The organism is Treponema primitia ZAS-2 (genome assembly GCF_000214375.1).
GTDB classification, from domain to species: Bacteria; Spirochaetota; Spirochaetia; order Treponematales; family Breznakiellaceae; genus Termitinema; species Termitinema primitia.
The window spans coordinates 2,603,344-2,629,766 of sequence record NC_015578.1 but is presented as its reverse complement, the minus strand read 5'-3'; the positions used below and the strand labels follow the sequence as shown (position 1 = coordinate 2,629,766).

Genomic DNA, 26,423 nt, shown 5'->3' with positions numbered 1-26,423 from the left:
GGGTAAATCGGGACCATTCAGTCCCTACTTTTTTGAGGAGGAAAAGCAATTGAGCGTGAATGCAAAGTATAAGGATAGTGTCTTTACGAAACTCTTTAATGACGAAGACAGGCTCCGGGAACTGTATGCCGCCCTGGAAGGTATCGAGTACGATCCGTCCATATCCATAACCATAAATACCTTGGAAGATGTCCTCTACATGGACCGGATCAACGACCTGTCCTTTACAGCGGGGGACAAACTGGTATTCGTGATAGAACACCAGTCAACCCTCAACTGGAACATGCCCCTGCGGATTTTGTCGTATATTGCCCGGGTTTACGAGAAAATCATTTCGCGCCGAGCCTTATACAAAACCACCCTGGTAAAGATCCCCAAACCTGAATTTATCGTTCTGTACAACGGCCCGGAGAAAGCGCCGGAAAAGTGGGAATTGCGGCTTTCCGACGCCTTTATCGGGCTGGAGCCAGGCGAAAAAGTCCCCCTTGATCTGATCGTCACGGTGTATAATATTAATTATGGGCAGAACACGGAACTGCTCCAAAGAAGCGAGAACCTATCAGGATACGCGCAGTTTGTGGCAAAGGTGCGGGAAAACGAGGCGGTCATGCCCCTGGAGCAGGCGGTGACCGAGGCGGTCCAGTATTGCATAAAGAACCGGATACTGGAGCGTTTTTTCGAGGAACATGGCGGGGAGGTATTAAATATGGCATTTGGTGAATGGGACTGGGACGAGGCAAAAGCAGCCTGGCAGGAAGAGGTATGGGAAGAAGCAGAAGCGAAATACCAGCCCATACTAGCAGAAAACCAGCAGGCGCTGGCGGAAAACCAGCAGGCGCTGGCAGAAAAGGACCGAGAAAATCAGGAGCTCAGGCGAAAGCTGCAGGAAGCCGGGATAGATACTTAAAATTACCCGCAACAAGCTAAAATTGGTTAATAAACACTGCGCCGGGCAAATGCCCAGGTATTGCTGTTGAGGGTATAGGCCCCGGCCCGTTTTCCGTTCCTGCGGTAAAAATTTATGAAGCTATCATCAAAGGCATCATCGGACATTTTTGCATTTTCCGGGATTTGAATGCGAGTCAACTGGTTGTCCGCAAAGGCGCTGATCCCGATGGAGTTTATGCCATCCGGAATGCTAATGCTGGTAATTTTATTCCCCGCAAAGGCGTCATCCCCGATGGTAACGACCGTGGAGGGGATGTTGATGCTGTTTATCTGGTTAAAGGCAAAGGCGCTTGCATTAATAACAGTGACACCCGGGGAGAGCTCTACATTGGTTAAGCGGTTATTGTAAAAGGCCATACGTCCGATGGATTTGACACCCCTGGGGATTGTTATGCTGGTTAAGTGATTATCACTGAATGCATTATCTTCAATGACAACAATCTTACCCGGAAGGGTTACGCTGCATAACTGGTTCATGGCAAAGGCGCTGTTCTCAATGGTACTGACCGTTTCAGGAATGGCGGCAAAAGATATCTGGTTTACCGCGAAGGCGCCCTTTCCTATGGAAACCACCCCCTTAGGTATGGTAACAGCAACAAGCTGCTGCCCCGCAAAGGCATCCTCCCCGATAGCAGTGACCGGCACGCCTTGGATATCTCCGGGAATGATCACCTCTTTTTCGCTTCCGATATAATCGATAATGGTGATACCCCCACTTTCGATAGAAATGATAAAATCCTCCACCGATTGTGCAAAGAGAGAAATGCCCAGGGCAAAAAAAGCCAGAAAGCAAAGGTTTCTTTTCATAACGAACCTCCCTTATATTAAAACAAAGCCTGCGGAATTAAAACCCCGCAGGCCTGTTTCACCTTACGATTTCAGTACAAATAGTATCGGCAATTTACTTGAGCTGGTTCCAAAACCCGGTTGGTTTTGGAACCAGTTCTTGGAAAAGCGGCTTAAAGCCCGCTTTTCCATCTAAATCCAAGGTAGCATTTCCAAAATCTGACATTTAGGAAATGCCTCATTTGATCAATATAAACTCCACCCTCCGGTTCTTCCACCAGTTATCATGATCCTCAAAGGTGATAATCGGTCTGGTGCTGCCCCGGCCTATGGCGCTGAGTCTGCCCCGGTTGACCCCGAAGCCCACCAGGAAGTCTACCACCGCTTTTGACCGCCGTTCGCTCAGGGCCAGATCCCCCTGGGCTTCTGCGGGGGGTACCACTTTGCTGGTGGGATTGGCGTGGCCTTCAACCTGGACCCGGTAGTCCCGGAACTTGTTGAGGATCTGGGCGATACGCCGCAGGACCCGGTTGTTGTTGTCAATCTGGGCCTGGGTCAGGCCTTGGACCGGGTCCAGATCCTTGCCCTTGAAGTCCGCTTCGTTTGCCCGGAACACGATGGAGGGCACCATGATCTTCAGGTTGTCCCCGTCCCGGATTACCAGCACATCCACCCCGATGGTTCCATCCAGGGTACTGATGTTCCCCAGGGAATCAATGGCCCTGAAGATGAAGGGATAATCAGTGGCGGACTGAACCAGTTCGCCCTTGGAACTCCGGCCGTCCCAGAGTGTCCTTTCAGCCGGGCTTCCCCGGCCTTCAATGCGGTAGAACAGCAGATTCGGCGGTTCCGGTTCGTGAATTTCCAGGCTCCAGTTTGCAATGGGGGACAGATCCATGGCCCCTAAGAACATGGCAAGCTCATCATCCACCCCGTCATTATCCGGGCTGAAGTATTCCGGTTCATAGGCAAAGCTCAGGGCCGGCCCGGTCACGTCCACCGTAATGGGGGGCGCGGAAATTGAAACCACATCGCCCTTGGCATAGGTAATAGAAAGCTGGGGTGTGAACCGGCCTTCCCGGAGTATCCCCGAATCATCATAACCGTTCCAGATAATAAGTTCCGGGGGTGCGGCTGTTTGAGCGGTTCCGGGCGCGGGGAAATGCCGCCGTACCGTACCGCTTTCATCCTTAAGTTCCAGGGACCAGTTTTCTATGCCGTCCCTGGGGGTCAGTATCACGCTAAAGCGCAGGGCTTCCCCGGTGGGTCCTGCCTTGGGGGCAACCGCGTTGCTTGAAGAGGTAAGGAAGGCCCTGGGTATCCGGGCGTCCACAATAATATTGTCCAGGGGTATCCTGGTATCGTTCCCCGCCTCATCGGTGGAGCTCAGGTTGAAGCGGTAGGTCCCGTCGGGTACGGCATTTCCTGCACTGTCCGTTCCGTCCCAGGAAAGGGAGGACGGGGCTTTTCCGGTCCAGGTCCAGGATTGGATTACCGTTCCCTTGGAATCGGTGATAACTGCTTCCCAGGTATCATCATCCCCCTCGGTAGTAACATTGATGGGGAGATTATCCTTTTTCCCGTCTCCGTTGGGGGAGAAGAGGGTGTAGGGGGAGGACAGTTGCGCTTTTGGAGCAACCGTATCCACCGCAAAGGGCCGGGAAATGGCAACCGGCTGGTTACCCGCAGCGTAGCGCACTTCGATATGGGCAGTATAGTTCCCGTCGGGAACCGTATTGCCCGCGCTGTCCCTGCCGTTCCAGGAAACGGAAGCGGGCACGGTGTTCTGGCCGTTAAAGCTCTGGACCGTTACACCGTCGCTGTTGCTAATATCAAGACGCCAACTGCTTATCCCCTGGGTTACCTGTAACTGGGGTATAATATTGATAGTATCCTTGTTCCGATCATTATTCGGCGAAAATGCCCGGAGATCCGTGCTGAGCAATACCGGGGTATCCGCGGTACTCAGGCTGAAGTTTACCGTATTGGATGCACCGGTATTCCCTGCGGGGTCAGTGGAGAAAAGCTGGTAGGAATAGTTCCCGTCCTGGGCCAGGGCCCCTGCATCGGTAAGCCCATCCCAGGTGATCCGGCCCACCGGGACCCCGGTAAAGCGCAGGGTCCTGACCGGCCGCTCTGTAGGAGCCGCCCCAGCCCTGCGTACTTCTCCAACCCAGGTAAGTTCCGCCGACCCTTCCTGGTTGAGGATCATCTCATCCTGGATTCCGTCGTTATTGGGGGAGAATGCATTGTATTCGGTCCGTATGGAGGCCCGGGGCGCCGTAGTGTCCAGGGTAAAGACCGGAGACAGGGCTTTGGAAACATAGCCGTTGCGGTAGTTGATGGAGAGTTCCGCGTTGTAGGTTCCCTCGCTCAGTATACCTCCGGTATCGCCCCTGCCGTCAAAGATAACCTGATTCGGCGCCTGGGTTTCCCCGGTGATGGTCCGCTGGGTCCTTCCGGAATTGTCCTGGATGTTTAAGGTCCAGCCCAGGATGCCCTCTTTTACCGGCACTGCGGCGCTCAGGATCAGGGTGTCCTTTATACCGTCCCCATTGGGGGAGAAGAAGGCATCGTTCAAGGTCAGGCTGACCTTGGGTTGTATGGTACTTACAATGATATTTTCCAGGGATGCGCTTTCCGAATTTTCACCCTTGTCTGTGGCGCTGATACGGTAGCTGTAGACCCCGTCCGCCACAATATGGCCGTCATCCCCGGTGCCGTCCCAGGTAATGGGCTCTGGCTTTCCGTCACTGATGTTGAAGTTCTTTACCTTGTTTCCCGAGGCGTCGTAGATCCCCGCTTCCCAGGTTTCTTCCCTGGAGCCGCTTTGGTCAATGGTGAGGGTATCCTTGTTACCGTCCCCGTCGGGGGAGAAAATTTTATTCGCATCGGTGATTTCCGCTATCTCAATTTCCGGGGGGGTATTGTCCACCATCACGGTATACCGGGGACTGGACGCAGCGTTTCCATTATCATCCGCAGCGCTTATGACAAAGGTATAGGTCCCGTCCCCAGCGATGTCCCCTGAATCAAAGATACCGTCCCACCTGAAGGTGGGAGGTACTTCGATCCCGCTTTTACCCGCAATAAGCCGGTTCATAATATTCTTAAAGCCCTGGGTTTCGACCCGTAATTCTTTGTTCTTATAGGTTCGGACCAGATTACCCGATTCATCAAAGATCTCGAGTTTCCATTCAGCAACATAGCGCTGATCCGTAATGGTGACCGGGAACTCAAGGGTATCTGATTTACCATCGTTGTTGGGTGAAATCCACCGGGTTTCAGGGTAGTCGATCACAATCACCGGCGGTTTTTTATCCAGCACCCCCACAGACCAACTGACCCCGGGTCCTATGGCGATAACATCCTTATACAGGGGCTTAAAGCCCATACTTACCCCAACATCCCCATCCGAAGGCAGCCTGCCCCCGGCTATACGTTTCCCCGTGGAAAGGAGCCCCAGGTTAACCGTAAGCCCGATGGAAGGGAGCCAGGAGGGGCTTTGATGATCCGCAATATCCTTGATGTTAAAGCCCATGCTTCCGGACAGGGTTACCAGTTCCGCTATGGTAGCTGAAACGCCGAATTTTCCGGTCATATTCTGAAAAGTGGGAAAGGTAAAATCCGTAGCAAATTTTGCAACCAGGGGATCAGGCTTATCTTCCCGTCCCTGAATATGGACAAAGTCAAAGATAATCCCCAAGCCCGGGGTAAAGGCGCCGGGCATATAACTGTGCCCTAAGTCACGGAACACAAAAGCATAGGTAAAATTCTGAAGGGGCCCTATTTTGCCCACATTATGGCGGATACCCAGATCCCCTGCGGCGGTCCAGACCCCATCATCATCGTCATCCTCGCCAAAGGCAAAGTTAAAACCCAAGCCAACATTTAAGCCCGGGTACAGTTCCTTAGCAGCGGTGAAGTTCCCCCCAAAGGTCGTCCCTATGGGGTAACTACCGCTAAAACCGGGACTTTGCAGGAAATTAAGGTTACCCCCAAAGACGGCGTATTTTGTAGGGAACAGGGTCCCCAAATTAATTGCATTTCCAAACCCGCCCCCGGTACTGGTGGTGACCAGGGCCATATATCCGGCATCAAAGACAATACGCTGGGCATCTCCCCCCGCTGCAGGGTTCAGGATACTTGCAGGGGCGCCCCCCTGGGAAGTGACAAACCCGCCTCTCCCGGCTAATTCCGGGGAAGAGAGGTCCAGGGAAGTTTCGGCGCCCACCGGGTCCGCCCAGAGACCGGGCAGGACAGTGAGGGCAATCACGAGGCAAAAAAGCGTTCTTTTAGACATAAAAATTTTCCTTAATTTTCCTTATTCTCTATTAACGGACGAATGTGTTGAAATATATTCACTAATATTTAATCATAAAACAATTGGGGATTTACGCAAGAGCGGTAGAAGGATTTTCCCAGGCTTATCCCCATGGGGATAAGGGTAATGAAAAAAAGCAGGAATCCAAGCCCGGTTTTTTGGGCAAAGAAAGCCCAGTAGACCGTAGCCGCCAGGAAGGGAAGCGCCGCCATACCCAGGAACACCGGGATACTTAGCAGGAAGAATCCCCTTCTTTGGATCAGGCGGATCCTTTGGAGCAGATCGATAAAAAAGGGAAGCCCCACCGCCACAGCCGTCCAAAGCAAGGGGGTCAAAACCAGCAGGGAAGGGGTCTTTTGGGCGCTCCAACTTACTGCCCGTATTGCCGAAGCGGGGATGAGCCAGAGTAGGGCAAAATGGGCGTACTCAGAAGCCCCGATCTTTTGAAGGCGGCGTAAACGGGATAAAAGGATGTATGCCCCAAAGGGGAGCAGCGCAGGCAGGGTAACAATATCAATACAGGCGTTAACCCACCGGGAAAGGCCGAAACCACCGGGGGTTAAGAAGGAACCCAGAAGAAACTGGATTATGGCAACCACGCTGCCCAGGAGCAGCGCCCAGATACCACCGGAGTTCTCCCCCTCCCTCCCGCTTATGGAATGCCAGAACAGGTAGAACAAGGGCATCCACAGGAAGCAAAACAGACTCATAGAAAGAAAATAACACAAAAAAAGCGGATCGGCAACTGCTTTGCAAATACCTCGGTTTCCGGTACTATAGGCGGCAATGCGCGGGGAACTTCGTTGCAAGTTGCGGAAAAATGCTTTAGTCTGCGGGCCATTCCCAAAAGAGGCTAGACAAACCCCATGCTAATTCGTATAATTCCATCTGAATAATGATCCACGGGATCGGTGAGGAGGTCAGTTGGCGGATAAGGATTTGCGGATCAATGAACAGATTCGGGTGCGGGAGGTGCGTCTCATCCGGGATGATGGGGAACAGCAGCTTATCACCATCACCGAAGCCCTCGAAATAGCCAAGGAACAGGCTCTTGACCTGGTGGAAGTCGCCCCTACGGCGGTGCCCCCGGTAGTCAAAATCATGAACTACGGCAAGTATAAGTTCGAGAATGAAAAGAAAGTCCGGGACTCGAAAAAGAAGCAGAAGTTATTAAAGTTAAAAGAAATTCGGATGCAGCCTAAGATTGACGAACATGATCTGGATTTTAAGTCCAAACACGTCCAGGAATTTCTTGCGGAAGGTAACAAGGTAAAAGTGACGGTTCGTTTCCGCGGCCGGGAACTTGCCCACACTGAACTCGGATTGGATGTCCTTAAGGACGTTCTCAAGCGTATTGAAGGGGAATATGTGATGGACAAACCCCCCCTTATGGAAGGTAAGTTTATGTCCATGATACTGAGCCCTAAAGCGAAAAAATAAACCAGAGGATGGCAATCATGCCTAAGATGAAGACCAAGAAGAGCGCCGCCAAGCGGTACTCATTTACCGGGACCGGTAAGGTGAAGTATAAGAAACAGAATCTTCGCCATATCCTTACCAAGAAGTCCAGCAAACGGAAGCGGAATCTCCGCCATGCCGGCATCCTGTCCAGCGACAATGTGCCGGTAATCAGAAAAAAGCTCCTCCCTTACGGGTAGGAGCTACCCGCCCGGCACAGATGCGATTCCAAAATGTCAGATTTTGGAACCAGCTCGGGTAATACGAGATAACAGGAGTATCCCATGTCAAGAGCAGTAGACGGTTCCCGCAGGAAGGACCACCGAAAAAAAATACTGAAGCAGGCCAAAGGCTATTGGGGCCGTAGGCATTCCAATTTTAAGACCGCCAAAGACGCGGTTACTAAGGGCCTTTTCTACGCCTACCGGGACCGCCGGGACCGGAAGGGCGACTTCCGCCGGATATGGATCATCCGTATCAACGCAGCCTGCCGGGCAGAGGGCCTTTCCTATTCCCGGCTGGTGGACGGCCTGGCTAAAGCCGGGGTGACCATCAACCGGAAAGCCCTGGCCAATATGGCGATTGAAGACTCCGCCGCCTTCAAGGCAGTGGTTACCCAGGCTAAGGCTGCCCTGGGCGCCCAGGCTTCCTAAAGGAAAGAACCATGGTAACCCTTGAGCAGGTCAGACAGCTGGAAGAAAAGATCGCCAAGGCGATCGAATACGTTACCCGGGTAACCGGGGAAAACAAACTGCTCCAGGGGAAGCTGGACGGCGCCCTTAAGCGGGTTTCCGAGCTTGAGGGTATTGTTCAGCGTTTTAAGGACGATCAGAACCGCATCGAGGAAGGGATAATCTCCGCCCTTGATCGGCTCAACCAGTTCGAGGACGCCATAGGAAAAAGCCTTTCTTCGGTTCAAGCGGTGGTTTCATCGAGTCTGCCCTCGGAATTTTCCGGGCGAACCCCGGAGCTGACCCTGGAAGTACCGGTGAATACCCCGGTAAAGCTGTCGGAAACCCTGGCAAAGCCCCCGGAAGCGCAGTCGAGCCCCGTTGTTGACACAGGTCCCAGGGTACCGGATATTTTTACCCTTGACGAAGAGGATGATGATGAGCCCCGGAATGATTCCGAAGAATCCGGGGCCGGTGAGTTAGATATTTTTTAAGGAGTTCCGGATGTCGAAAAGCGAACTTCGCATCGATATGTTAGGAACATCCTTTTCCCTGACCGCCGATGAGGATCCCTTTTACCTTCAAACCCTGCTGAACCGTTATCGCCAGGTTGTTGAAAATACCAAAAAAATAACCGGTTTGGATGATCCCCTTAAACTTTCCATTGTTGCGGGTTTTTTGCTCTGCGATGAGGTGCAGAAACTGGCGGATCAGAACCCCCGGCTTCATGAATCCCTGGAGGCTGAGCAGCTTACCCAGGAACTGATAAGCCGCTTGGATAAGGCATTGGATATTTCCGGCTAAGCCGCTAAAATCAAGGCATGAGCTGTCTTTTCAAACTGGACAATCCGGTAAAAAACTACGACTGGGGTTCTCCTGACTGGATACCCCAATTCCTCAATATGCCCAATAAGGATGGCCAACCCTGGGCTGAACTCTGGATGGGGGTCCACCCTGAGGGCCCTTCGCTACTTGCAACGAAGTTTCCCGCGCTACTGGCCAAGGGCGGGGAAGAAGCCGGGAGCCTACCGGAACTTATAGGGCGGGACCCGAGCCGTTATTTGGGGGCTAAAACATTCAGCGCCTATGGGGGGCTGCCCTTTTTATTCAAGCTTCTCGCCGCGGGGAAACCCCTTTCCATTCAGGCCCACCCGGACCTGGCCCAGGCAAAGGCGGGGTGGGCCCGGGAAAACGCCCTGGGTATACCCATTAGGGCTCCCAACCGGAATTACCGGGATGCTAACCATAAGCCGGAACTGCTCTGCGCCCTTACCCCCATGATCGCCATGGCGGGCTTTCGGGAATCCGGGGAGATTATCCGGCGCCTTGAGGCTTTTGGCTCCCCCTTGCTGGGGTCCCTCAAGCCGGCCCTGCTTAGCGGGGGGTTCCGGGGCTTTCTGGACGCCCTATTTGCCCTGCCTGCCGAAACCCGGCAGGGGCTCAGCGACTATGCCCGCACCCGGGGGAAATCGGACTTTCCCGAATACGCCGAAGAATGGAAGCTTTGCGCTCATTTTGCGGAAATTTACCCCGGCGATCCGGCGCTCCTGGCTCCTCTTTACCTAAACCTGCTTCACCTGAACCCGGGGGAGGCTATGTTCATCCCTGCGGGGATACTCCACGCCTATATCCACGGATTCGGGGTGGAGCTCATGGCCAATTCGGACAATGTACTCCGGGGCGGCTTGACCCCCAAACATATCGATCTCCAGGAGCTTAAGGGGATACTGGGTTTTGAGCCCTTTAAGCCGGAAATTCTCAAGCCCCAAGCCTCTGCCCAGGGGCTTACCCGGTATCCCGCCCCTTGCGGTGAATTTTCTCTCCAAAAGCTGAGCACCAAGGCCGGTGCCGGAAGTACCGATGAGGCCCTTGCTTTTCCGGTTCAGGGGCCTGCCATAGTGATTGTCGCCCAAGGGGAAGTAACCCTGGATGATGGGGAAAAGCTGACCCTGAAACAGGGGGAAAGCGCCTTTATTGCCGCTACAAGGGAGGCCCCGCTGGTTTTAAGGGGCAGTTATTCCCTTTTTATTGCCGGCACCGGCCTGGATACAATGGAAAAGCCCAGGTGAAAATCCTGGTGGACGCCGATTCCTGCCCCAGGCCGGCCCGAGAACTGATACTCAGGACCGCCCAACGCCGGGGGGTACTGGCGATTTTTGCGGCGAACCGGCTTATACCCGGGATAGGCGGATCTGAAAGCTCCGATGGGGAATTTGCACGGATGGAGCTTTGCCCGGCCGGGGCAGATTCCGCAGATAACCGTATCGTTGAGCTGGCCGAAGAGGGGGATCTGGTGATAACCCGGGATATACCCCTGGCTTCCCGGCTGGTGGAAGCGTCCATAGCGGTAATCGACGACCGGGGGCAGGCTTATTCCCGGGAAAATATCCGGGAGCGGCTTTCCTTGCGGGATTTTATGGTGGATCTGGCGGAGAGCGGTCTGGGTATGGAGCGGATCCCCTCTTATGGCAAGCGGGAACTCAAAGCCTTTGCCGACGGGTTTGACCGGATTCTAACTAAGCTTTTAAAGGGGTAGGGGAAGCTACTTCGGTTCCGGGTAGAGGGCCTGGATCTGCTTTATATTGGGCAATACTTCAAAGAATACATCCACAAGTTCAGGATCGAATTTGATACCCCGTACATTCCGGATTTCATCCAGCACCTGATCCTCGGTCCAGGGGTCCTTGTAGACCCGGCGTGAACAGAGGGCATCGTACACGTCCGCCAGGGCCACGATACGACCTGTCAGGGGTATCTCCTCTTTCTTCCTTCCCAGGGGTTTTCCCTGATCGTCGGTTTTAAGGGGATTCCCGGTAAGGGGATCTACCCAGCCCGGATACCCCGTTCCATCCCAGTTTTCATGGTGGGTCAGGGCTATTTCCCGGGAAATGGAATCCAGTTCCGACTGGAGATCGTCAAAGAGCCCCGCCCCGTACACGGTATGGTGCTGCATGACCAGGTATTCCTCGGGGGTAAAACGTCCGGGCTTTTTCAGGATCATATCCGATATGGCTACCTTCCCCACATCGTGGAGCATAGCGGCTATCTTCAGGGTATCACGGTACTTTTCCCGCTCCACATCGGGGACGCCGTGGTTCCGGGCCCATCCATCGTAGATCTCCACCGCATAGCCCGCTACCCGGTTTACATGGGTCCCGGTCTCCTTGGGGTCCCGGAGTTCGGACATGCGGATCATCCTGAGTATCATGGCCCGGGTTACATAGGCCCGCTGGAGGGCTACCGTGGCATTGGCGGCAAAGTGGGTAATGAGGAATTCATCGTCCTTGGAAAAGGGGACCGTATTACCCTGGGGATCCTTGGAATTGATCATCTGAATAACCCCCATCAGGCGGCCTTCTGCGGTTACCAGGGGGATGGCCAGGGTGGAGACAGTCTTATACCCTGAAATTTGGTCAAAACTGGTGTTGTAGGAATAGGGTGCGTCAGAGGGCAGGTTGTACACATCCGGTACATTGATCAGTACTTTGTTCAGGGCGCAGTACCCTGAAATGGTGCTGCTGTTAATGGGCACAGAAAAAACGGAGTAGATGAGTTTCTGTCCCGGGGGAAGTTCCTTCTGTTTGGTATCGTTATGGGCGTATTTGATGACCAGCTTTTCCAGCCGTTCCCCGTCGGTTTCCTCGATCTCCCGAACGTAGATCGAACCTGCATCGGCATGAACCACCCCCCGGGCTTCCAGGAGTATCCGTTCCAACAGGAGATCTAAATCCTGGATCTGATTTAATTCTGAGTCTAAACGAAGTATAGATTTAAAATCAGGCCCATCCGCTATCATCCGATCCCTCCTCAACGGGTTGTCAGTCTTTTCTGCCGGTACATTTGATTATATGATACCCGAATTGGGTCTGTACGACATCCCCTATGGACCCCGGTGAAATACGTTTAATCGCCGATTCAAAGCCGGCCACCATTTTTCCCGGGCCGAACCAGCCCAGATCCCCCCCGGAAGACTTGGAGGGGCAGGTGGAAAATTCCCGGGCCAGGGACTCAAACTGGGCGCCCTGCTTGATCCGCCTCAGGAGATCCTCCGCCAAGGACCGATCTTTAACCAAAATGTGACTTGCTCGCCATTCCATATAGTTCCTCCTTCCTTAATACGGCGGCTGCCGCATAATTTTTTCCCAAACAAAACGATGTGCTTCGCCTTATTTCTCAGTCAAGGTTACCGCATCATCCATAGGCTCGCCTATGAGGCTGTATTCTTCAATCCGTTCCAGATAGAGGGTGGAGAAATAATCTTCACCGTTGATCCGCAGGGCGTTGTTGAAGTAGGTTTTTGCGGTTTCCCATTCCCTCATATAGAAAAGCCTGAGCCCTTTTTCGTAATTGTCCAGGAGATCCCGGTCAATAACCAGGGATGCGGCGACTCCTTCCGAAAAATCCGCCGCCCCTTCCTCTCCCGCAAAGGCAATATACACTGCGTATAAGCCCACGGGGTTATTTTTCCCCTTTACCCTGACTGTATCTATCTTTCTGAATATGAACTGCTCCCGGGCGGCTTCGTACATATTTTCCGAAACGATGATCGGGTGGTGGTACATTTTTGTAACCCCTTCAAGACGGGACGCGAGGTTTACATTGTCCCCGATTACCGTATAGTCCATCCGGTCCTGAAAGCCGATATTTCCCACCACGCATTCCCCTGAGTTAATGCCTATCCCTATGGCAAGCCCTGATTCAGGCAGGGTGAGGTGGGAGGTGTCCACGGTTTGCAGGGCCCGGATCATTCGTATGGCCGCACGGATTGCGCAGGCCGGGGCATTGGGCAGAGACCGGGGGGCGCCGAATATGGCCATGATAGAATCCCCGATAAATTTATCGATATGCCCACCCTCGGCGATAATTTCGTTCCCCATGGCGGAGAAGAATTTATTCAAAAAATTTACCAGGTCCTGGGCGCTTGAGTTTTCGGAAATCTTGGTAAAATTCCTGATGTCCAGAAAAAAGACCACCAGGTTTCTGGTTTCGCTTAAGCTTGCGGTTTCCGATGACTTGTGGATAATTTCGTCTATTACATCCGCAGGAACATACCGGGCAAAGGCTACCCGGGTTTTCTTTTGCAGTTCCTCCATCTCAAGCATGGAAAGGGCGTTGGAAATAATCGGAGCGGCGGCATTCAGAAAAACATCCATGTTTTCCCTGATGGTGGGGGAAAAATATTCCTTGATGGAATTGCCAATATGCACGGTGGCAAATTTTTCGCCGCCGACTAAAAGGGGGACCATGATGTAGGATTCAATCCGCTTTTTCTTTTCCCCGGCGAGGTAAAAATCCTTTACTTCCCTGGTGACAACCTGAAAGTCAGGAAACAGGTTGTCAAAATCCGCAATGCTGATGGCATTGAAATCATCGGTAATTACGGCGTTAAAGCCCCCGATATTCGCGGTATACACCATCAGGGAATTATCCGCGCCCTTTATCATCAGGGATACTATCTCCGCCTGGCAGATATAGTTCAGGAGGTCAAAAAACCCCTTGGCTATATCTTCCAGGGAGCCGAGTTTGGCGGAAAGTTCCGCCAGCATTCCTATCACCGTGGTCTGGAACAGTTTGGCATCCAGGAGGTTGTTTACCGTTTCTATCAGGGCATTGTCGTCTATACGTTTCCCGTCCCGCTCAAGGGCCACGAAATCAGTGGGCGTCGCTTCGGAGAGGAGCTGGGTTATTTTGCTCCGGAGTTCCGAGAAATTTTCAGGGGATTTTTCTATATACCAGTCTGCCCCCGCCTGGTTACCCCAGAATTTATCCTTAAGTTCATTGAGGCTTGTAAACATGATAATGGGAATATCTTTTGTGCTTTTCCGGGATTTTAAAAGCCTGGTAGCCTGGTAGCCCTTAAAGAGGGGCATCTCCACATCAGTGATGATAAGGTGGGGCTTAAAGGTGAACACCGCCTTGATTCCCTCAAATCCGTTGACCGCCCGAGCAGTGGTATAGCCCAGGGCAGTGAGGAATTCCAGCACCATGTCGGCAAAAATATCCGAATCCTCAAAAAGCAGTATACGTTTTTCTTCCTGCAAAACCGTACTATCCATTTGCCTCTCCGATAAGGTCCTTAACTGCCGTAAGCAGATTGTGGTTATTGAAAGAATTTTTTATAATATAACGGTTCGCCCCGAGCATGGCCGCCCGTTTCTGATCCTCTTCGCTCTCCCGTGATGAAATAACAATGATTGGAATCTTTGCCAGGGCCTCGTTCTTGCGGACATTTTCGGTAAGCAAAAAGCCGTCCATAATGGGCATGTTGAGGTCCGTGCAGATAAGGTCATATTGGCTGTTCTTTGCCGCCGCCAAAGCTTCCGCGCCGTCTGCGGCGGTATCTACCTTGTAGCCTTCGGCCCTGAGTATCTCCCCTTCAATCTCCCTAGTGGGAAGGGAATCGTCAACCACCAGTACGGACTTGCGCATCCTTTCATATTCGATGTGCCGTTTCTTCATATCAATGGTTTTGAGGTGTTTTGCCATGCGTATCACCGTGGGTATGTGCAGTGCGGGCACCATTTCATAGTCTTCGCTTAACACCATTCCTGAAAAAACAGGAATACTCTCCATAAAGCCAGGCATTGATTTGAGGATTACTGAACGCATACTGCTGATGCTGTCGATAACCAGGGCAATAACATCATCATAGGCATGGATGATAACCACAAAAATAGCTTTCTTGGTATTTTGATCCCCTTCGTTTTTAAGGTGCAGGATCTGGTTAAGATAATACAGTTTTATTATCCGGTTTTCAAATTTGATTCCCGGCCGATCAACCACAGTAATAATATCTTCCTGATTTATAAGGAGTATGGTGTCCACAAAATTTGCGGGGATGATAAATTTCATGTCCCCGCAGACAATGGGGAAACCCATGAGGGAGGCTATGGAAAGGGGGACCAGGATGGTAAAAACAGTGCCCTTGCCGGGAAGGCTTTCTACCAGGATACTTCCTTTAAGCTGTTCAATACTGGCCCGTACCGCATCCATGCCGACCCCCCGGCCTGAAATGCTGTTGATCGAGCGGGAGGTGGTGAAGCCGCTCTGGAATATAAAGCCCGTGAGGTCGTCCTCTCCCATGGAACGGGCGGCATCGGCGGTCACAAATCCCTGTTCCACCGCCTTGGCCCGTATTGCCTCAAGGTTAATGCCGCTGCCGTCATCGGAAATGGTTATTTTCATGTTCCCGCTTTCCCGGGCGCAGCGGATGGCCAGCTGCCCGGTCTCATCCTTTCCTGCGGCGATACGGTCTTTCGGGCTTTCAATGCCGTGATCCAGGGAATTGCGGATCATGTGGAGGAAAACATCCGAAAGTATTTCGATAATATTTTTATCGATCTCGTTTTCGCTTCCCTCAATGATCAGCTGTACTTTTTTTCCCAGTTCTGCGGACATTTCAAAAACATACCGGGGATAGGCTTCCAGGATTGTGGAAAGCGGAAGCATACGCAGGGATATTACGCTGTCGTAGGCGTTCCGGGTATGGTTTCCCACATCTATGGAATAGTTTCTGAGCCGGGAATTTATCTTCCCATTGAGCTGTTCAATTTTTCTGAACTGGGCTTTTATCGCTGGGTTCAGTGTTTTGTCTACCTTGATGGTCCGGGATAGTACCTTGATAAGCTCATGCACCGCTTCTGTTTCCATGGAAATGGTTTTTGAGGCGATCTCCAGAGATTGAAGGGAAGCGATACTTTTAATGATATCATCAATTTTAGTAAGGGATATGCGTATGCTTTCGGATTTTGCGTCCTGCCGTTTTTCCCGCTTGGCCAGTTGGCTTTCGGTTTCTCCGGCTTCCGCCTTTTCTACGGAACGCTCCCCGAGTTCCTCCAGAGCCCGGTTGCTGACTACCAGGTTCCCGCCCTTCTTTTTCCGTTTTTTACCCACGGTTTCCCCCGTAGTCTCTTCGGGGGCGCCTGGGGAATTTTCCGGGGCTGTCTCGCCGCCCTGGCCCTTGGCCGCCCCGCCATGGGAGGCATCGGCGCTTACGGGTACCAGGAATTCCTCATTGGACGCCAGGGCCGCAAGCTCCTTTTCAAAGGCCAGGATATCAATGGCGTCGTCTTCGGTTTTCTGCACCTGGGCAAGTCCGGACTTAAGGGTATCCAGGGCTGAAAGGGCAAGCCGCAGGGCATTATCGGTCAGGCCGATGCGCTGTTCCCGGACCGCTACAAAAACCCCTTCCAGGGCATGGGTCAGGGCTTCGATGCGCTTAAATTCCAGCATCCGGGAGGAACCTTTCAGGGTATGGAGGGCCCGCAGCAGGGTTGCCAGATCATCATCCACCGAAACGCCGTCCTTTATTTCAAAGAGCAACGATTCTACAACCTTGATGTTTTCGATTCCCTCATCGATAAATTTACCGATGTACTTTCCCTTATCTATTGCCATAAAAGCCCTTAAACGCTTATAGGATCGATGACTCTGTCATCGGCGGATCCGGATTTGGTCCCGGCAGGACCGGTCTTTTTGGTATCCAGGATAATCTCCAGTTCCTTGATCAATTGGGTAAGACCTTCTGCGGAGGCAGTGGCGATCTCGGTGGAATGAATAAAATTGCTTAAGCCCTTGGATATATCCGTAATTGCTATATTGATCTGCTCTGAGGACTTCTGCTGTTTCTGGGTGGACACCGTAATAGTTTGGGCCTGGTTGGAGGTTATTTCGGCACCGGACCGTATTTCCTTGAAAACATCCTCCAGGTCCTTAATCAGCTTATAGCCTTCGGTGATCTTATCCGCACCCTCCTCGCTGGAAACAATGAGGGAGGAGGAGGAATCCTGTATTTCCTCCACCTGATCCCGGATCTGTTTGGTTAGGGACGCTATATCGTCGGCCAGGCGGTTTACCTCGCTGGCTACCACGGCGAAACGTTTACCCTTATCCCCGGCGCTTGCCGCTTCCAGGGCGGCGTTAAAGGCTATCACCTTGGTCTGGTCCGTGATGGTGTTGATGGTTTTGACAATATCCCGTATCTTAGCAATCTTGTTGCCTAGGTTTATGATACCGGAAATGATAGCATCGTTCTTTTCTTTGATGTCTCCCATCTTGTTAACATTGCTTTCAAGCACTGAAAAGCCCTGGATAACGTCATCTTCCATTTTTGCGGCGATGGTAGCAACGCTGCCGGTCATCTCCGATATATAGGACGCAATCTGGGCGTTCTCATTAATAGTGCTTTCAATTTCCTGGACACTGGCGGCCTGGTTATTGGCGGTGGTAAAGATGTCCTTGGAGGAGATAAAGATTTCGTCCGTGGACTTCTGTATGGTACCGGCGATCTCCTTGGTCTGGACCACGGTCCGGGAGGCGGCTTCGGCAGCGTCGGATTCGGATTTTATCATGTTTTGAAACAGGGCAATGTGCCGTTTACAGGCAATCCCCGTGACCGCTCCGGCCATGATCATCCCCATTATTCTGAAGACCTCGTTGTAGAGGGGAAAGGAAATCTCGTGTACCTGACCTTTATACAGGGCCGTATAGGGAATATCAATGATATTACGGTGATAGATGATCACAAAGGCATAGAGGATACCGGCGAAAATCCCGGAAAAAATGGCGCAGCGTACATTGTACCGGAAGGCGCCCAGGGCAACCAGGAGTACATAAAAGAGCGCCTGGATGGAGAGAAAACCTATGGGCATGGAATGGGTAGGGTAGGTTGCGGTGATGAAGATGGCTGTGGAAATAAAAACCATGTCCAAGACCACGCAAATATACTTAAAATAAGGGGATAGCAGTTCTTTTCTCCGCAGATAGAAAAAAAGTATTATTGAAAAAACCAGATACTCCGAGGTGCCGAAATGGCCCCGCCAGGGGGTATAACCGAAACCGTTTTTATGTCTGACTATGGAAATTACCACCAGTCCCAACACCCAGATGAGCGCCAGGGCGCCGCGGAAGTAATTGATGAGTACTTCTCCGTCCCGTTCATCCCGGTTAATACGTTCTTCCATGCTTGTCATACAGAATCTCCTGTTTTTCTTGTTTTCTCAAGTTTATCATCCCCGGTGCGGTAGAGCCCCACGGTTTCCCGGAGTTCATTGGACATAATATTGAGGTTGTCCGCTATTTTTGAAGTTGAAGCCATGGCGATCACAAACTGTTTGACCCCGGCGGATATTTCTTGCAGGGTGGTGAATATCTGAGTGGAAGCGTATTCCTGCTTTTGGCTTAATTCTGAAATTTGCTGGGAATTGACCGCCACATTTCTGGAATTTTCCACGATATTTTCAAATACCACTTTCTGTTCAACCATCCGCTCATAGCCTTCATCGATCTGCATGGAGCCATTATTGGCTTCCACAATGAGGCTCTGGGAGGCGGCCTGGGCTTCCTCGATCCGCTGTTTTATCTCCCCGGTGGAATCCACCACATTGTCGGCGAAACGCCGTATTTCACTGGCCACCACGGCGAACCGAGCGCCGGCTTCGCCGGAGGAAGAAGCTTCCAGGGAAGCGTTAAAGGCGATGGTCTTAGTCTGATCCGCTATGCCGTCGATAATGCCTATGGCTTCGCTGATCCGGCCCAGCATTTCCGCAAGGTTTTTAATCTCATCGATAATTTTATTGTTCTGGTCCCGGATATCCTGCATCATCTCCTGGTTCGCTTCCCGCAGTTCCGCTCCCCGCTGACTCAGTTCCTGGGTTTTGGCGGCCAGTTCCGCTACCTCCACAGTTTTTGTCGCTACCTGCTTGGACATATCCTTGCTGGTCTCCATGGTACTGACTATCTCAGAAACGCTGGCGGATTGTTCATTGGCAGTGGTGGTAATCTCCCTGGCAGAAGCGGAAAGATCGTACACAGAGGTTGAAACCCTGGAGGCATCCTGATTAAAGGAAATAAAGACAGCCCGGAGATTGCCCAGGAAGCGGTTAAAGGCGGACATCAGTTCGCCGAATTCATCTTTAGAATGGACTGCCAGCTTTAGGGAAAGATCGTTGCCGTCCAGGCTCCTAAAGAGCTGCTTGAGCTCGGCGGTGGATTTGGTTATGTTAGCGGTGGTGATGATCACGATGATAAACGCGGCAAGGGTCAGAATAACTGCGAATATGAGGGACTGGAGCAGTTGGTTCCGGTACACGGTGATTCTTTGTAACAGGAGAACGTCGAGCTGATTCAGGGAGGCAATCCACATACGGTAAGCAGCGGTATTGGCCTGGACTGCGGCGCCTATGACTTCATTGTAATAAAGCTCTTGGGGAAACATGGTTGGGTCTTCACTATTTTCACTATTTAGGAATACATCAAGGGTTTCTGTAAGCTGTTCTGCGGCATCAAGGTAAAATTTTCCCCAGGAAACAAGCTCCTGGGAAAAGGACGGGTCCAGGCCGGGAAGCTCATCCAGCAGGGCTAATGCCGCATTTAGTGATGTCTGTAGGCCGGGGTTATCCGAACGGCTGAAGAGTACCCTGTAGGCTTCTAATTCCTCCTGGTCTTCTTCGGTTAATATTCCCCGGGAATGGGCGGCATAGATCCGGTTGCTTATCTGTACGATCCGTTCCTGGATTCTGGGCAGTGTTGTAAGGCTGAGTTCCGAAAAATACCAGCTTTCCAATTCAGGGTCCACCACCAGGGAGGAAGCATCGCTGATGTAGGAAATCAAATCGTGGAGGTCCCGGATAAAGGTATAGTACCCTGCAAGAATGGCATCCGGGTCTCCCCTCAGTTTCTGCAGGACCTCCCATTTTTTCAGAATTTCCTCTCCCGAAACATAGCGGCGGCCCGGGACCGTCCCCTTTCCGAAGCTAGTATCCAGGAGCTTTTTGGCAAGTTCATTCAGTTGAAAGTCTATCTCCTGATCAATGCGGCTGATGTCATTGGTTCCGGTATCCAGAACCATCCTGAGGTGCAGGGGTACGGTCTGCAAAAGGCTGGCGATGGGACGCAGGCTTTCTATCCCCGCCCGCTCGCTGTCCGCAGCCTGTATGGACAAATTGGCATTGGAGATTATAAAAAACAGCATTACTGCGATTGGCAGAATAAATACGGCGCTTGAAAAAACCAATTTGGTGGTAATTTTCAGGTTTTTATAAAACATATCCGCTCCTTCTTACACTTCTGCCGATAGACGTTTTTCAAGGATACGCCGGTAATAATCCGGCGAAAATCCGCCGATAAGGCACTCATAATACATATCCTTGCCCATATCGATACTTTCCAAAGCTTTTTTTATTTTATACTCATAGCGAGTGCGGTTTCCTCCGGCGGCTAAAAGGCTCATCCGGTAAAAGGCAGGCCAAAAGGCGCTGTTTAAACTCGAAGCTTCCTTATAGCCGGCTTCCGCTTCCTTAACCTTGTTCAGATGATAATTATATTCTCCCCGGAGGAATTTAGTAAAGGCCGATTTGGGTTTCTTTTCCATAAGTGAAAGGACCAGATTCGCCCCGGCAAAATCTTCCAGGCTGAGCAGGCTGATAACCGCCGCGATGGTCTCTTCCTCTGTGACGGCGGCCCTGCCTGAGGCTGGTAAGTCTGCCGGCCCTGCCGCAGGTTCCTTCAGGACCATGAGCAGGCGTTCCGCCGCCTGAAGGCTTTCACCCTGTTCAATAAGGGCGCTGATAGTTTTCATGTTTACGGTTAACCCTGCCTTGCCGGGGGCCTCGGAATTGGGGGGGGGCTGGGGTTTGGGCGCTGCAGTCCCCGCAGCCTGCTCGGATCGAATATCCGGGAACCGTCGGTCCAAAGTTCGCCGTTCCTGGGCCCTTCGATCCTGGACTCTCCGGTCCGGGAAATTCAGCTCCGAAGCCTTCATGTTCAATACCCGCCGGTCAGTGGATCTTCGATCCTGGTCTCGGCGATCCGAGGCTTGACGGTCTGAATTCCGCCGGTCTTCTTCGCTTGGTGGGGTGGAATCCTTCTGAAAATAGAAGGCCCCCTGGGCGTTTTTATTCCGCAGCAGGGGATGGCTCACCGAGGGGGTTTCGGCGATCCCGAAAAGCAGAACCCCGCCTTCGGTAAGGGACTTTGTCAGGGAGTCAAGGAGCTTAACCCGGCTTTCGGCGGAGAAATAGATCAGGGCGTTTCTGAACAGGATAAGGTCAAAGGAAGCCTGGTCAAGGCCGTCCATAATGTTATGGGGAAAAAAATGTATCTTTTCCTTTAATTTGTTATTGACCATATATTCCCCATCTTTTTCTGTGAGGTATTCGTCCAGGATATATTTCCAATGATTCCCATCGTCCCGAAATGTATTGGAGGTATAACGGCCCTGTTTGGCGACTTCTATCATATCCTGACTTATATCAAAGGCTTCGATTTTGAAGTCCAGGAAAGCGGTGGTACGGCTGTAGTGGTCCATCAGCATGGCCAGGCTATAGGCTTCGCAGCCTGCGGAACAGGCCGCAGAGCAGACCCGCAGGGGGCGGTTCAGTCGGGCAAAGCGGGGCAGCAGTTCCTTAAGCAGCAGGTAAAAGTGGGGCTCTTCCCGAAAAAAGTAGGTTTCATTAATCGTGAGGAACCGGGCAATCTTGAAGCGCTCCTCCCGGGAGGAGAGGCTCCATTCAAAGGCGCCGGGGAATTGAAAAATATTGGGGTTGAATTGTTTTTCCATGTATTCCCGTAATTTCTGCAGGGCGTCCTCCCCGGCCTTTATCCCCAGAGCATTTTCCACCCACCGGGACAATTTGTCCAAAACCGGATCCACCGGGACAGGATCCGGAAACTGCCTCGTAAGGGGTGTTTTATCACTCATACTTTTGTCAATTCAACAAGCCGGCCGGCTATGGATTCCAAGGGAAGCACCATATCCACCGCGCCGGTATCAAAGGCGGCTTTGGGCATGCCGTATATCAGGGATGTCCCCTCATCCTGGGCAAGGGTGATACCCCCCCCATTTTTTACAAACCGGGTTCCTTCGGCGCCATCGGCGCCCATACCGGTAAGCACCACGGATATCAGGCCCTTTCCCAGCAGTTTGGCGGCGCTTTTAAAGAGCAAATCCGCCGCAGGTTTCTGGTTGTTTACCATTTCCCCGTTATCAAAGGCAAAGCCGTTGACATCCATAATAAGATGTTTGTCCGTGGGGGCCACATAGAGTTTTCCCGAAAGGGGAAGCTCACCCTGTTCGGCGAGCTTCACCTCCAGGGGGGTATAATCGTTGAGCCACTGGACAAATCCTTTGTCGAAACCCGAGGTATTATGCTGCACCAAAATTATGGGAGCCGGGAAATTTCCCGGAAGCCCGGCGCAGAGCCTGGTCAGGGCCTTGGGCCCCCCGGTGGAGGAGGCGATGACCACGGCGAGGATGGCCCGGTTCAGGATGTTTTTTTTCTCTTCGTTTACGTTCAGATTTGCAAGCCCGGCGCGGCGGCTTCGGGTTCCGGCAATTTGCTTCAGGGCTTCCAGAATTTGAATCCGCTTGAAGGGATTCATAGTCGCAGTAAAATTATCCTTGGAGTAAAATTCCATGGCGCCTTTTACCGTTGCCTCATAGGCCATCTTTGCCGTATCATGGGTGCTGATCACCACCACCGGGGTGGGCAGGACCTTTCTGATTTCCTGGATTGCCTCAAGTCCCCCCATGACGGGCATTTCAATATCCATGGTGATAAGATCCGGGTTAAGCAATCGGGCTTTTTCAAAGCCCTCCCTGCCGTTTGACGCTTCTCCAACCACGATAAAACCGCCGTCGCTTTCCAGAAAATCCTTAAGGATCGAACGCACTAAATCGCTGTCATCAACCACCAATGTTTTAATCACCGGTTTTTTCCTCCCTGTCCGAAGCCCTATTGGTTTCCGTAAGAACTGATTCCGGAACCTCTGGTTCCCTGCTTCCCCCGGCCAGGAGCATACTTGGAATAAGCACTGCCGGATCGATAAACACATTCATTATGGAACGATAAAAGTTGATCCCTGAAAAAAAAGTATAGATATTGCCCACACCGAGTACGGCGGGCAGAGAATGGATTTCTTCCTGGGGTATATCCTCTTCCCGTTCTACCGCCGTTACCAGCAGCACATTCCGCCGCTCCGTGAAGCCCGCTTTTCCCAGGGCGGGATCCGCAGTCAGGGCGGTATTTTCCAGCCCATCCCCGAGCAGGGGCACCTTCTGAATCTGGGGCTTAAGGATAAAGCCGTGGCGTATGACCTTGTCTTCGGACTTAAAAAAATGGGGGAGGGAAAAATAGGTATTTTCATCCCGGTCCCGGTCTATCACCTGTGTCACTTCCCAGGGCACAGTTATGAGAGAGGAAACTGCATAAACGGGAACCCCCAGAGAAAAATCCCCAAAGGCGCATAAAAAGAACCTCACAAAACGCCCCTACTTTAAATACGGAATTCACTGACCACCCGGCTGATAATCTGCCGGAAATTAAGAACAAATACATTGGTATCGTGCCATTCAAAGGAAGACTCAATAATATCCGTAGCATCATTTACTTCGGTACCCTGTTCGAGTTTTAGCAAATCCGACTGGGCTATGTCGATAATGTCCACCACATCATCAATGAGGAAGGCTATTTTTTCCACGGTTTCCTTGAGGACCACAACTTTAGCCCGGGGGGTGGGGTTTTTTTGGATCAGGAGCCCTATATCCACCAGGGCATAGGGTGCGGAATAGCGGTTTATGATCCCCATCACATATTCCGGCAGCAGGGGCAGAGGATAAACCGTATCAAAAGCGGTAACTTCGCTTATTATCCGGGACGGGAAGGTATAGAATTTCCCCAAAATGGTAAATATCAGGTATTTTTCCCCGTTAAATACTTCTGTTTCCTCGTTTGTTTCAGGCATGGTTACACCTCTGGATCATTATAACATAGTCATGAAAATCCATCTATCCTCCTGGATGGCAATTCGCTGTTTGTGATAGGTGTAATGGGGTAAGTGATCGGGGTGGGCGGGGATTTCCCCCCTCCCCCTAACCTGTAGAGTCCGCCTCCGTCAGCCCGCTACGCGGTCTGCTACGGCGGGGAATTCCAGAGACGGGGGAGGGGGGAAATCCCCGCCCACCCCGGCCGTTATTCCAGTATATCTACCGTAAAGCGATTGCTGTACATACGGTATGGGAGGCTTTTTTCAATGGGGGCTTGGTTTCCGGGTGGTGCTGGGGATTTGCCCGCCCCGGCCGTTATTCCAATATACCTACCGTAAAGCGATTGCTGTACATACGGTATGGGGGGCCTTTTTTCAATGGGCTTGGTTTCCGGGTGGTGCTGGGGAATCGTCGAGAAGCTGCTTGCGTAGGTGAGCGCCCCAGCCTGTGGGAGGTTCTCCCTCATGCATGAGCCTCGACCTACTGCTAACAGCACGAAATATCTGTTTATTACTGTTGACCTATGGTACCGGGAGGGGTGGGGATTAGCTCCGGCCCCGTCTCTGGAATTCTCTGCTGGAGGAGACCGCGTAAAAGAATGTTGCGGGCTCCGTAAGCAGGCTCTACAGGTTAGGGGCCGGGGCTAATCCCCACCCCTCCCGGTGAATGAGCCATCTTTTGATTAAACTGTGAATTGTCAAAAAAAGAGCCCCGGGGAAAAACTTTCTCCGGGGCAGATAAAAAGGAAAGGAGGAATAGGAAACAGTGCCAACCGTTTGCCTAACTCTGAAACAAACGGTACCCCCGAAGGGTAACATTTTTTCACACTTTTTTTTTCAGCTTTCCATTCACTTACCATATGTTCATAGGCGGCAATGGTGGCGGCCATGGTGATGTCCCCCACTTCGCCCCGGCCAAGCCAGTCAGCCCCGTCCATCACGTATAGGTGCTTGAGTGTACCCTCGATGTCTCCGATGGTACAGGAGGGGTCGGCTTCCCGGCGCCGCAGGAGGCCCCGGAGTTCCTGTTCAAAGGTCTTGGTGTATAGAGTGTCCCGCCAGTCTACAGTTTCAGCCATTTTATTCGTCTCCATAATTGATGGCACGGGTTATTACCCCTTCCGAACCCGGTACCAGCCGCCCGAAGCGGCGGATAAGGGAGATTTCCCGCCGCTCGGTCCAGTTTCCCCGGGAATCCAGGGTGTATTCGTAGCGTATGTCTCCGGCTGAAGCTGATTCCGGAAGTACCGGAGGGGGACTTCCGGGTTTTGCGTGTTCCGTGAGGCGGACCAACAGGCCCCGCTCATCCCATTGCAGGGTATAGTTACTTTCCGGCCGCTCCCAGTAGCGGGGAAAGCTTGATCGGGCTTTTGCAGCAAAGCGTTCCGAGGCGGCATAAAGGGCCGAATAGCTTCCGTCCGGGGTATCCAAGGCGCTGACGCGGTCGAAACTATCGTAGTTGTAGACCCATATACCCTGGCCTTGTTCATCCCGGCTGTCCAGGGAGATAAGCCGTTTTTCAGGCGGGTTTTGCTGGGCGAGTAGGGCTTTCTCCCGGTATTCCAGGGAAAAGAAGGCCAGGGCCTGTCCTTCGGGATCGTACCAGGTTTCATTGGCCCGTTTGTCCAGGTATTCCAGGGCAGCGAAGTACCAGGTCCCACTGTGGTTTATCCGGGCCAGGGCGCCTTCTCCCTGCTCATACTGGAGGAATTCAAACTCCCAAGGATCCGGGTTTGCAGGGTTGTCCAGGGTGATGGTGTTGATAAGCCCCGCCTGATCGTAGACTATTTCCGCTTGATAGAAGTTTCCGTTTATGAAGAAGGGGAAGGCCAGTATACGCCCCCCGGGATTCCGGGCGAAGCGGTATTGGCTTGGGGCGCTTGTTCCAGCAGCTTCCGCGCTGGTATCCGAGGCTCCTGTAGCGGCAGCTTTCGCCGCAGCGGTGTTCCCCGTACCGGCGCCCGCAGTTGGGGCCTCTGTAACGGCGGCCTCGGTACCGGGGTCTTCTGCGGGCAGGGTGATGGTCAAAGACAGGGCGTAGCCACCGGAAAGGGTAAAACCGTCCGGAGGCATGACCAGGGGCCAGTCGGGCTGCCAGGGGGAGCCGCCTGATTCCAGGGCGTCCAAGAGCAGGTTCAGAGGAAAGAGGCCCGGGACGGTTTCAGCTACGGGAGCTTCCCCAGTTGGGGGTTCAGGCCCGGTTTGAGCGGCAGAAGCCTGGGATGTCCCCGGCTGGGTGACAGTTTGCTGGGCAAGGAGGGGTGCAAGGGAAACAACCGCGAGAAGCAAAAGGATCAGGATCGACCGGGGGTACATGGGGGTAGTATAGCTAAAAAAAGGGCGGATAGTGAAGGGCTAAACGGCGGACCCACCGCCGATCTAAAGATCGGCGGCATTTGATGGTATAGGGGACTTTATTGGGGTCCACGCCGTATCGCCGGTATAGTGTCAGCAGCCTTGCGGCTGCTTTTATC

General features: G+C 52.4%; 23 protein-coding genes. 8 read left to right on the top strand and 15 right to left on the bottom strand.

Annotated features, from left to right (window positions below; translation table 11 throughout):
• The first annotated feature begins 55 nt into the window (after nt 1-55).
• Complete coding sequence (locus TREPR_RS11470) at nt 56-907, top strand: Rpn family recombination-promoting nuclease/putative transposase (protein WP_245534832.1); 852 nt, start codon at nt 56-58, stop codon at nt 905-907.
• A 26-nt stretch (nt 908-933) separates the two neighbouring features.
• Here the strand turns inward: TREPR_RS11470 and TREPR_RS11465 are convergent, their stop codons facing one another.
• The 3 genes from TREPR_RS11465 to TREPR_RS11455 all read right to left on the bottom strand — a co-directional run bounded on the left by TREPR_RS11465 (nt 934) and on the right by TREPR_RS11455 (nt 6,768).
• Nucleotides 934-1,755, bottom strand: a complete 822-nt coding sequence (locus tag TREPR_RS11465; protein WP_015708482.1) for a leucine-rich repeat domain-containing protein — start codon at nt 1,753-1,755, stop codon at nt 934-936.
• A 217-nt stretch (nt 1,756-1,972) separates the two neighbouring features.
• Nucleotides 1,973-6,037: a FlgD immunoglobulin-like domain containing protein gene (locus tag TREPR_RS11460; protein WP_015708480.1), complete on the bottom strand. Its 4,065-nt coding sequence runs from the start codon at nt 6,035-6,037 to the stop codon at nt 1,973-1,975.
• Nucleotides 6,038-6,105: 68 nt separating this feature from the next.
• Nucleotides 6,106-6,768, bottom strand: a complete 663-nt coding sequence (locus TREPR_RS11455; RefSeq protein WP_245534725.1) for a hypothetical protein — start codon at nt 6,766-6,768, stop codon at nt 6,106-6,108.
• Nucleotides 6,769-6,982: 214 nt separating this feature from the next.
• Between TREPR_RS11455 and infC the strand changes: the two genes are divergently transcribed.
• The 7 genes from infC to TREPR_RS11420 all read left to right on the top strand — a co-directional run bounded on the left by infC (nt 6,983) and on the right by TREPR_RS11420 (nt 10,723).
• Nucleotides 6,983-7,498: a translation initiation factor IF-3 gene (gene infC / locus TREPR_RS11450; protein WP_015708478.1), complete on the top strand. Its 516-nt coding sequence runs from the start codon at nt 6,983-6,985 to the stop codon at nt 7,496-7,498.
• Between the two features lie 17 nt (nt 7,499-7,515).
• Complete coding sequence (gene rpmI / locus TREPR_RS11445; protein ID WP_015708477.1) at nt 7,516-7,716, top strand: 50S ribosomal protein L35; 201 nt, start codon at nt 7,516-7,518, stop codon at nt 7,714-7,716.
• 84 nt (nt 7,717-7,800) lie between these two features.
• Nucleotides 7,801-8,169 (top strand): 50S ribosomal protein L20, encoded by a 369-nt coding sequence (gene rplT, locus TREPR_RS11440; protein ID WP_015708476.1) that lies wholly within the window; start codon nt 7,801-7,803, stop codon nt 8,167-8,169.
• 11 nt (nt 8,170-8,180) lie between these two features.
• A complete protein-coding gene (locus TREPR_RS18980) occupies nt 8,181-8,681 on the top strand; it encodes a cell division protein ZapB (RefSeq protein WP_015708475.1) in 501 nt (166 codons plus the stop codon).
• 10 nt (nt 8,682-8,691) lie between these two features.
• Nucleotides 8,692-8,991: a cell division protein ZapA gene (locus TREPR_RS11430; protein ID WP_015708474.1), complete on the top strand. Its 300-nt coding sequence runs from the start codon at nt 8,692-8,694 to the stop codon at nt 8,989-8,991.
• A gap of 17 nt (nt 8,992-9,008) precedes the next feature.
• Nucleotides 9,009-10,256 carry a mannose-6-phosphate isomerase, class I gene (manA, locus tag TREPR_RS11425; RefSeq protein WP_015708473.1) on the top strand — a complete coding sequence of 416 codons (1,248 nt, stop codon included), beginning with the start codon at nt 9,009-9,011 and terminating at the stop codon, nt 10,254-10,256.
• The gene (locus TREPR_RS11420) at nt 10,253-10,723 is read left to right on the top strand and encodes a YaiI/YqxD family protein (protein WP_015708472.1); all 471 of its coding nucleotides are present in this window, start codon (nt 10,253-10,255) and stop codon (nt 10,721-10,723) included. Before manA ends, TREPR_RS11420 begins: the two co-directional genes overlap by 4 nt.
• A gap of 6 nt (nt 10,724-10,729) precedes the next feature.
• On the opposite strand, the gene TREPR_RS11415 is transcribed toward TREPR_RS11420, so the two are convergent.
• From TREPR_RS11415 to TREPR_RS11355, 12 genes are all read right to left on the bottom strand, one after another.
• Nucleotides 10,730-11,983: an HD family phosphohydrolase gene (locus tag TREPR_RS11415; RefSeq protein ID WP_015708471.1), complete on the bottom strand. Its 1,254-nt coding sequence runs from the start codon at nt 11,981-11,983 to the stop codon at nt 10,730-10,732.
• Nucleotides 11,984-12,005: 22 nt separating this feature from the next.
• Nucleotides 12,006-12,284, bottom strand: a complete 279-nt coding sequence (locus tag TREPR_RS11410; RefSeq protein WP_015708470.1) for a peptidylprolyl isomerase — start codon at nt 12,282-12,284, stop codon at nt 12,006-12,008.
• Between the two features lie 69 nt (nt 12,285-12,353).
• A complete protein-coding gene (locus TREPR_RS17915) occupies nt 12,354-14,243 on the bottom strand; it encodes an adenylate/guanylate cyclase domain-containing protein (protein WP_015708469.1) in 1,890 nt (629 codons plus the stop codon).
• Nucleotides 14,236-16,584, bottom strand: a complete 2,349-nt coding sequence (locus TREPR_RS11400) for a response regulator (protein ID WP_015708468.1) — start codon at nt 16,582-16,584, stop codon at nt 14,236-14,238. Before TREPR_RS11400 ends, TREPR_RS17915 begins: the two co-directional genes overlap by 8 nt.
• Before the next feature lie 8 nt (nt 16,585-16,592).
• Entirely contained in the window at nt 16,593-18,158 is a 1,566-nt protein-coding gene (locus TREPR_RS11395; RefSeq protein ID WP_015708467.1) for a methyl-accepting chemotaxis protein, read from the bottom strand.
• Complete coding sequence (locus tag TREPR_RS11390; protein ID WP_015708466.1) at nt 18,155-20,233, bottom strand: methyl-accepting chemotaxis protein; 2,079 nt, start codon at nt 20,231-20,233, stop codon at nt 18,155-18,157. The genes TREPR_RS11395 and TREPR_RS11390 overlap by 4 nt, the downstream gene beginning before the upstream one ends.
• 12 nt (nt 20,234-20,245) lie before the next feature.
• Complete coding sequence (locus TREPR_RS11385; RefSeq protein ID WP_015708465.1) at nt 20,246-21,886, bottom strand: CheR family methyltransferase; 1,641 nt, start codon at nt 21,884-21,886, stop codon at nt 20,246-20,248.
• The gene (gene cheB / locus TREPR_RS11380; protein WP_015708464.1) at nt 21,883-22,893 is read right to left on the bottom strand and encodes a chemotaxis-specific protein-glutamate methyltransferase CheB; all 1,011 of its coding nucleotides are present in this window, start codon (nt 22,891-22,893) and stop codon (nt 21,883-21,885) included. Before cheB ends, TREPR_RS11385 begins: the two co-directional genes overlap by 4 nt.
• Nucleotides 22,886-23,446, bottom strand: a complete 561-nt coding sequence (locus tag TREPR_RS11375) for a hypothetical protein (protein ID WP_015708463.1) — start codon at nt 23,444-23,446, stop codon at nt 22,886-22,888. Before TREPR_RS11375 ends, cheB begins: the two co-directional genes overlap by 8 nt.
• Before the next feature lie 14 nt (nt 23,447-23,460).
• On the bottom strand, nt 23,461-23,928 hold the full coding sequence (locus TREPR_RS11370) for a chemotaxis protein CheW (protein ID WP_015708462.1): 468 nt from the start codon (nt 23,926-23,928) through the stop codon (nt 23,461-23,463).
• Between the two features lie 719 nt (nt 23,929-24,647).
• Nucleotides 24,648-25,028 (bottom strand): hypothetical protein, encoded by a 381-nt coding sequence (locus tag TREPR_RS19190; RefSeq protein WP_015708461.1) that lies wholly within the window; start codon nt 25,026-25,028, stop codon nt 24,648-24,650.
• A 1-nt stretch (nt 25,029) separates the two neighbouring features.
• Nucleotides 25,030-26,265, bottom strand: coding sequence for a hypothetical protein (locus TREPR_RS11355; protein WP_015708460.1), 1,236 nt, complete (start codon nt 26,263-26,265; stop codon nt 25,030-25,032).
• Between the last annotated feature and the right edge of the window lie 158 nt (nt 26,266-26,423).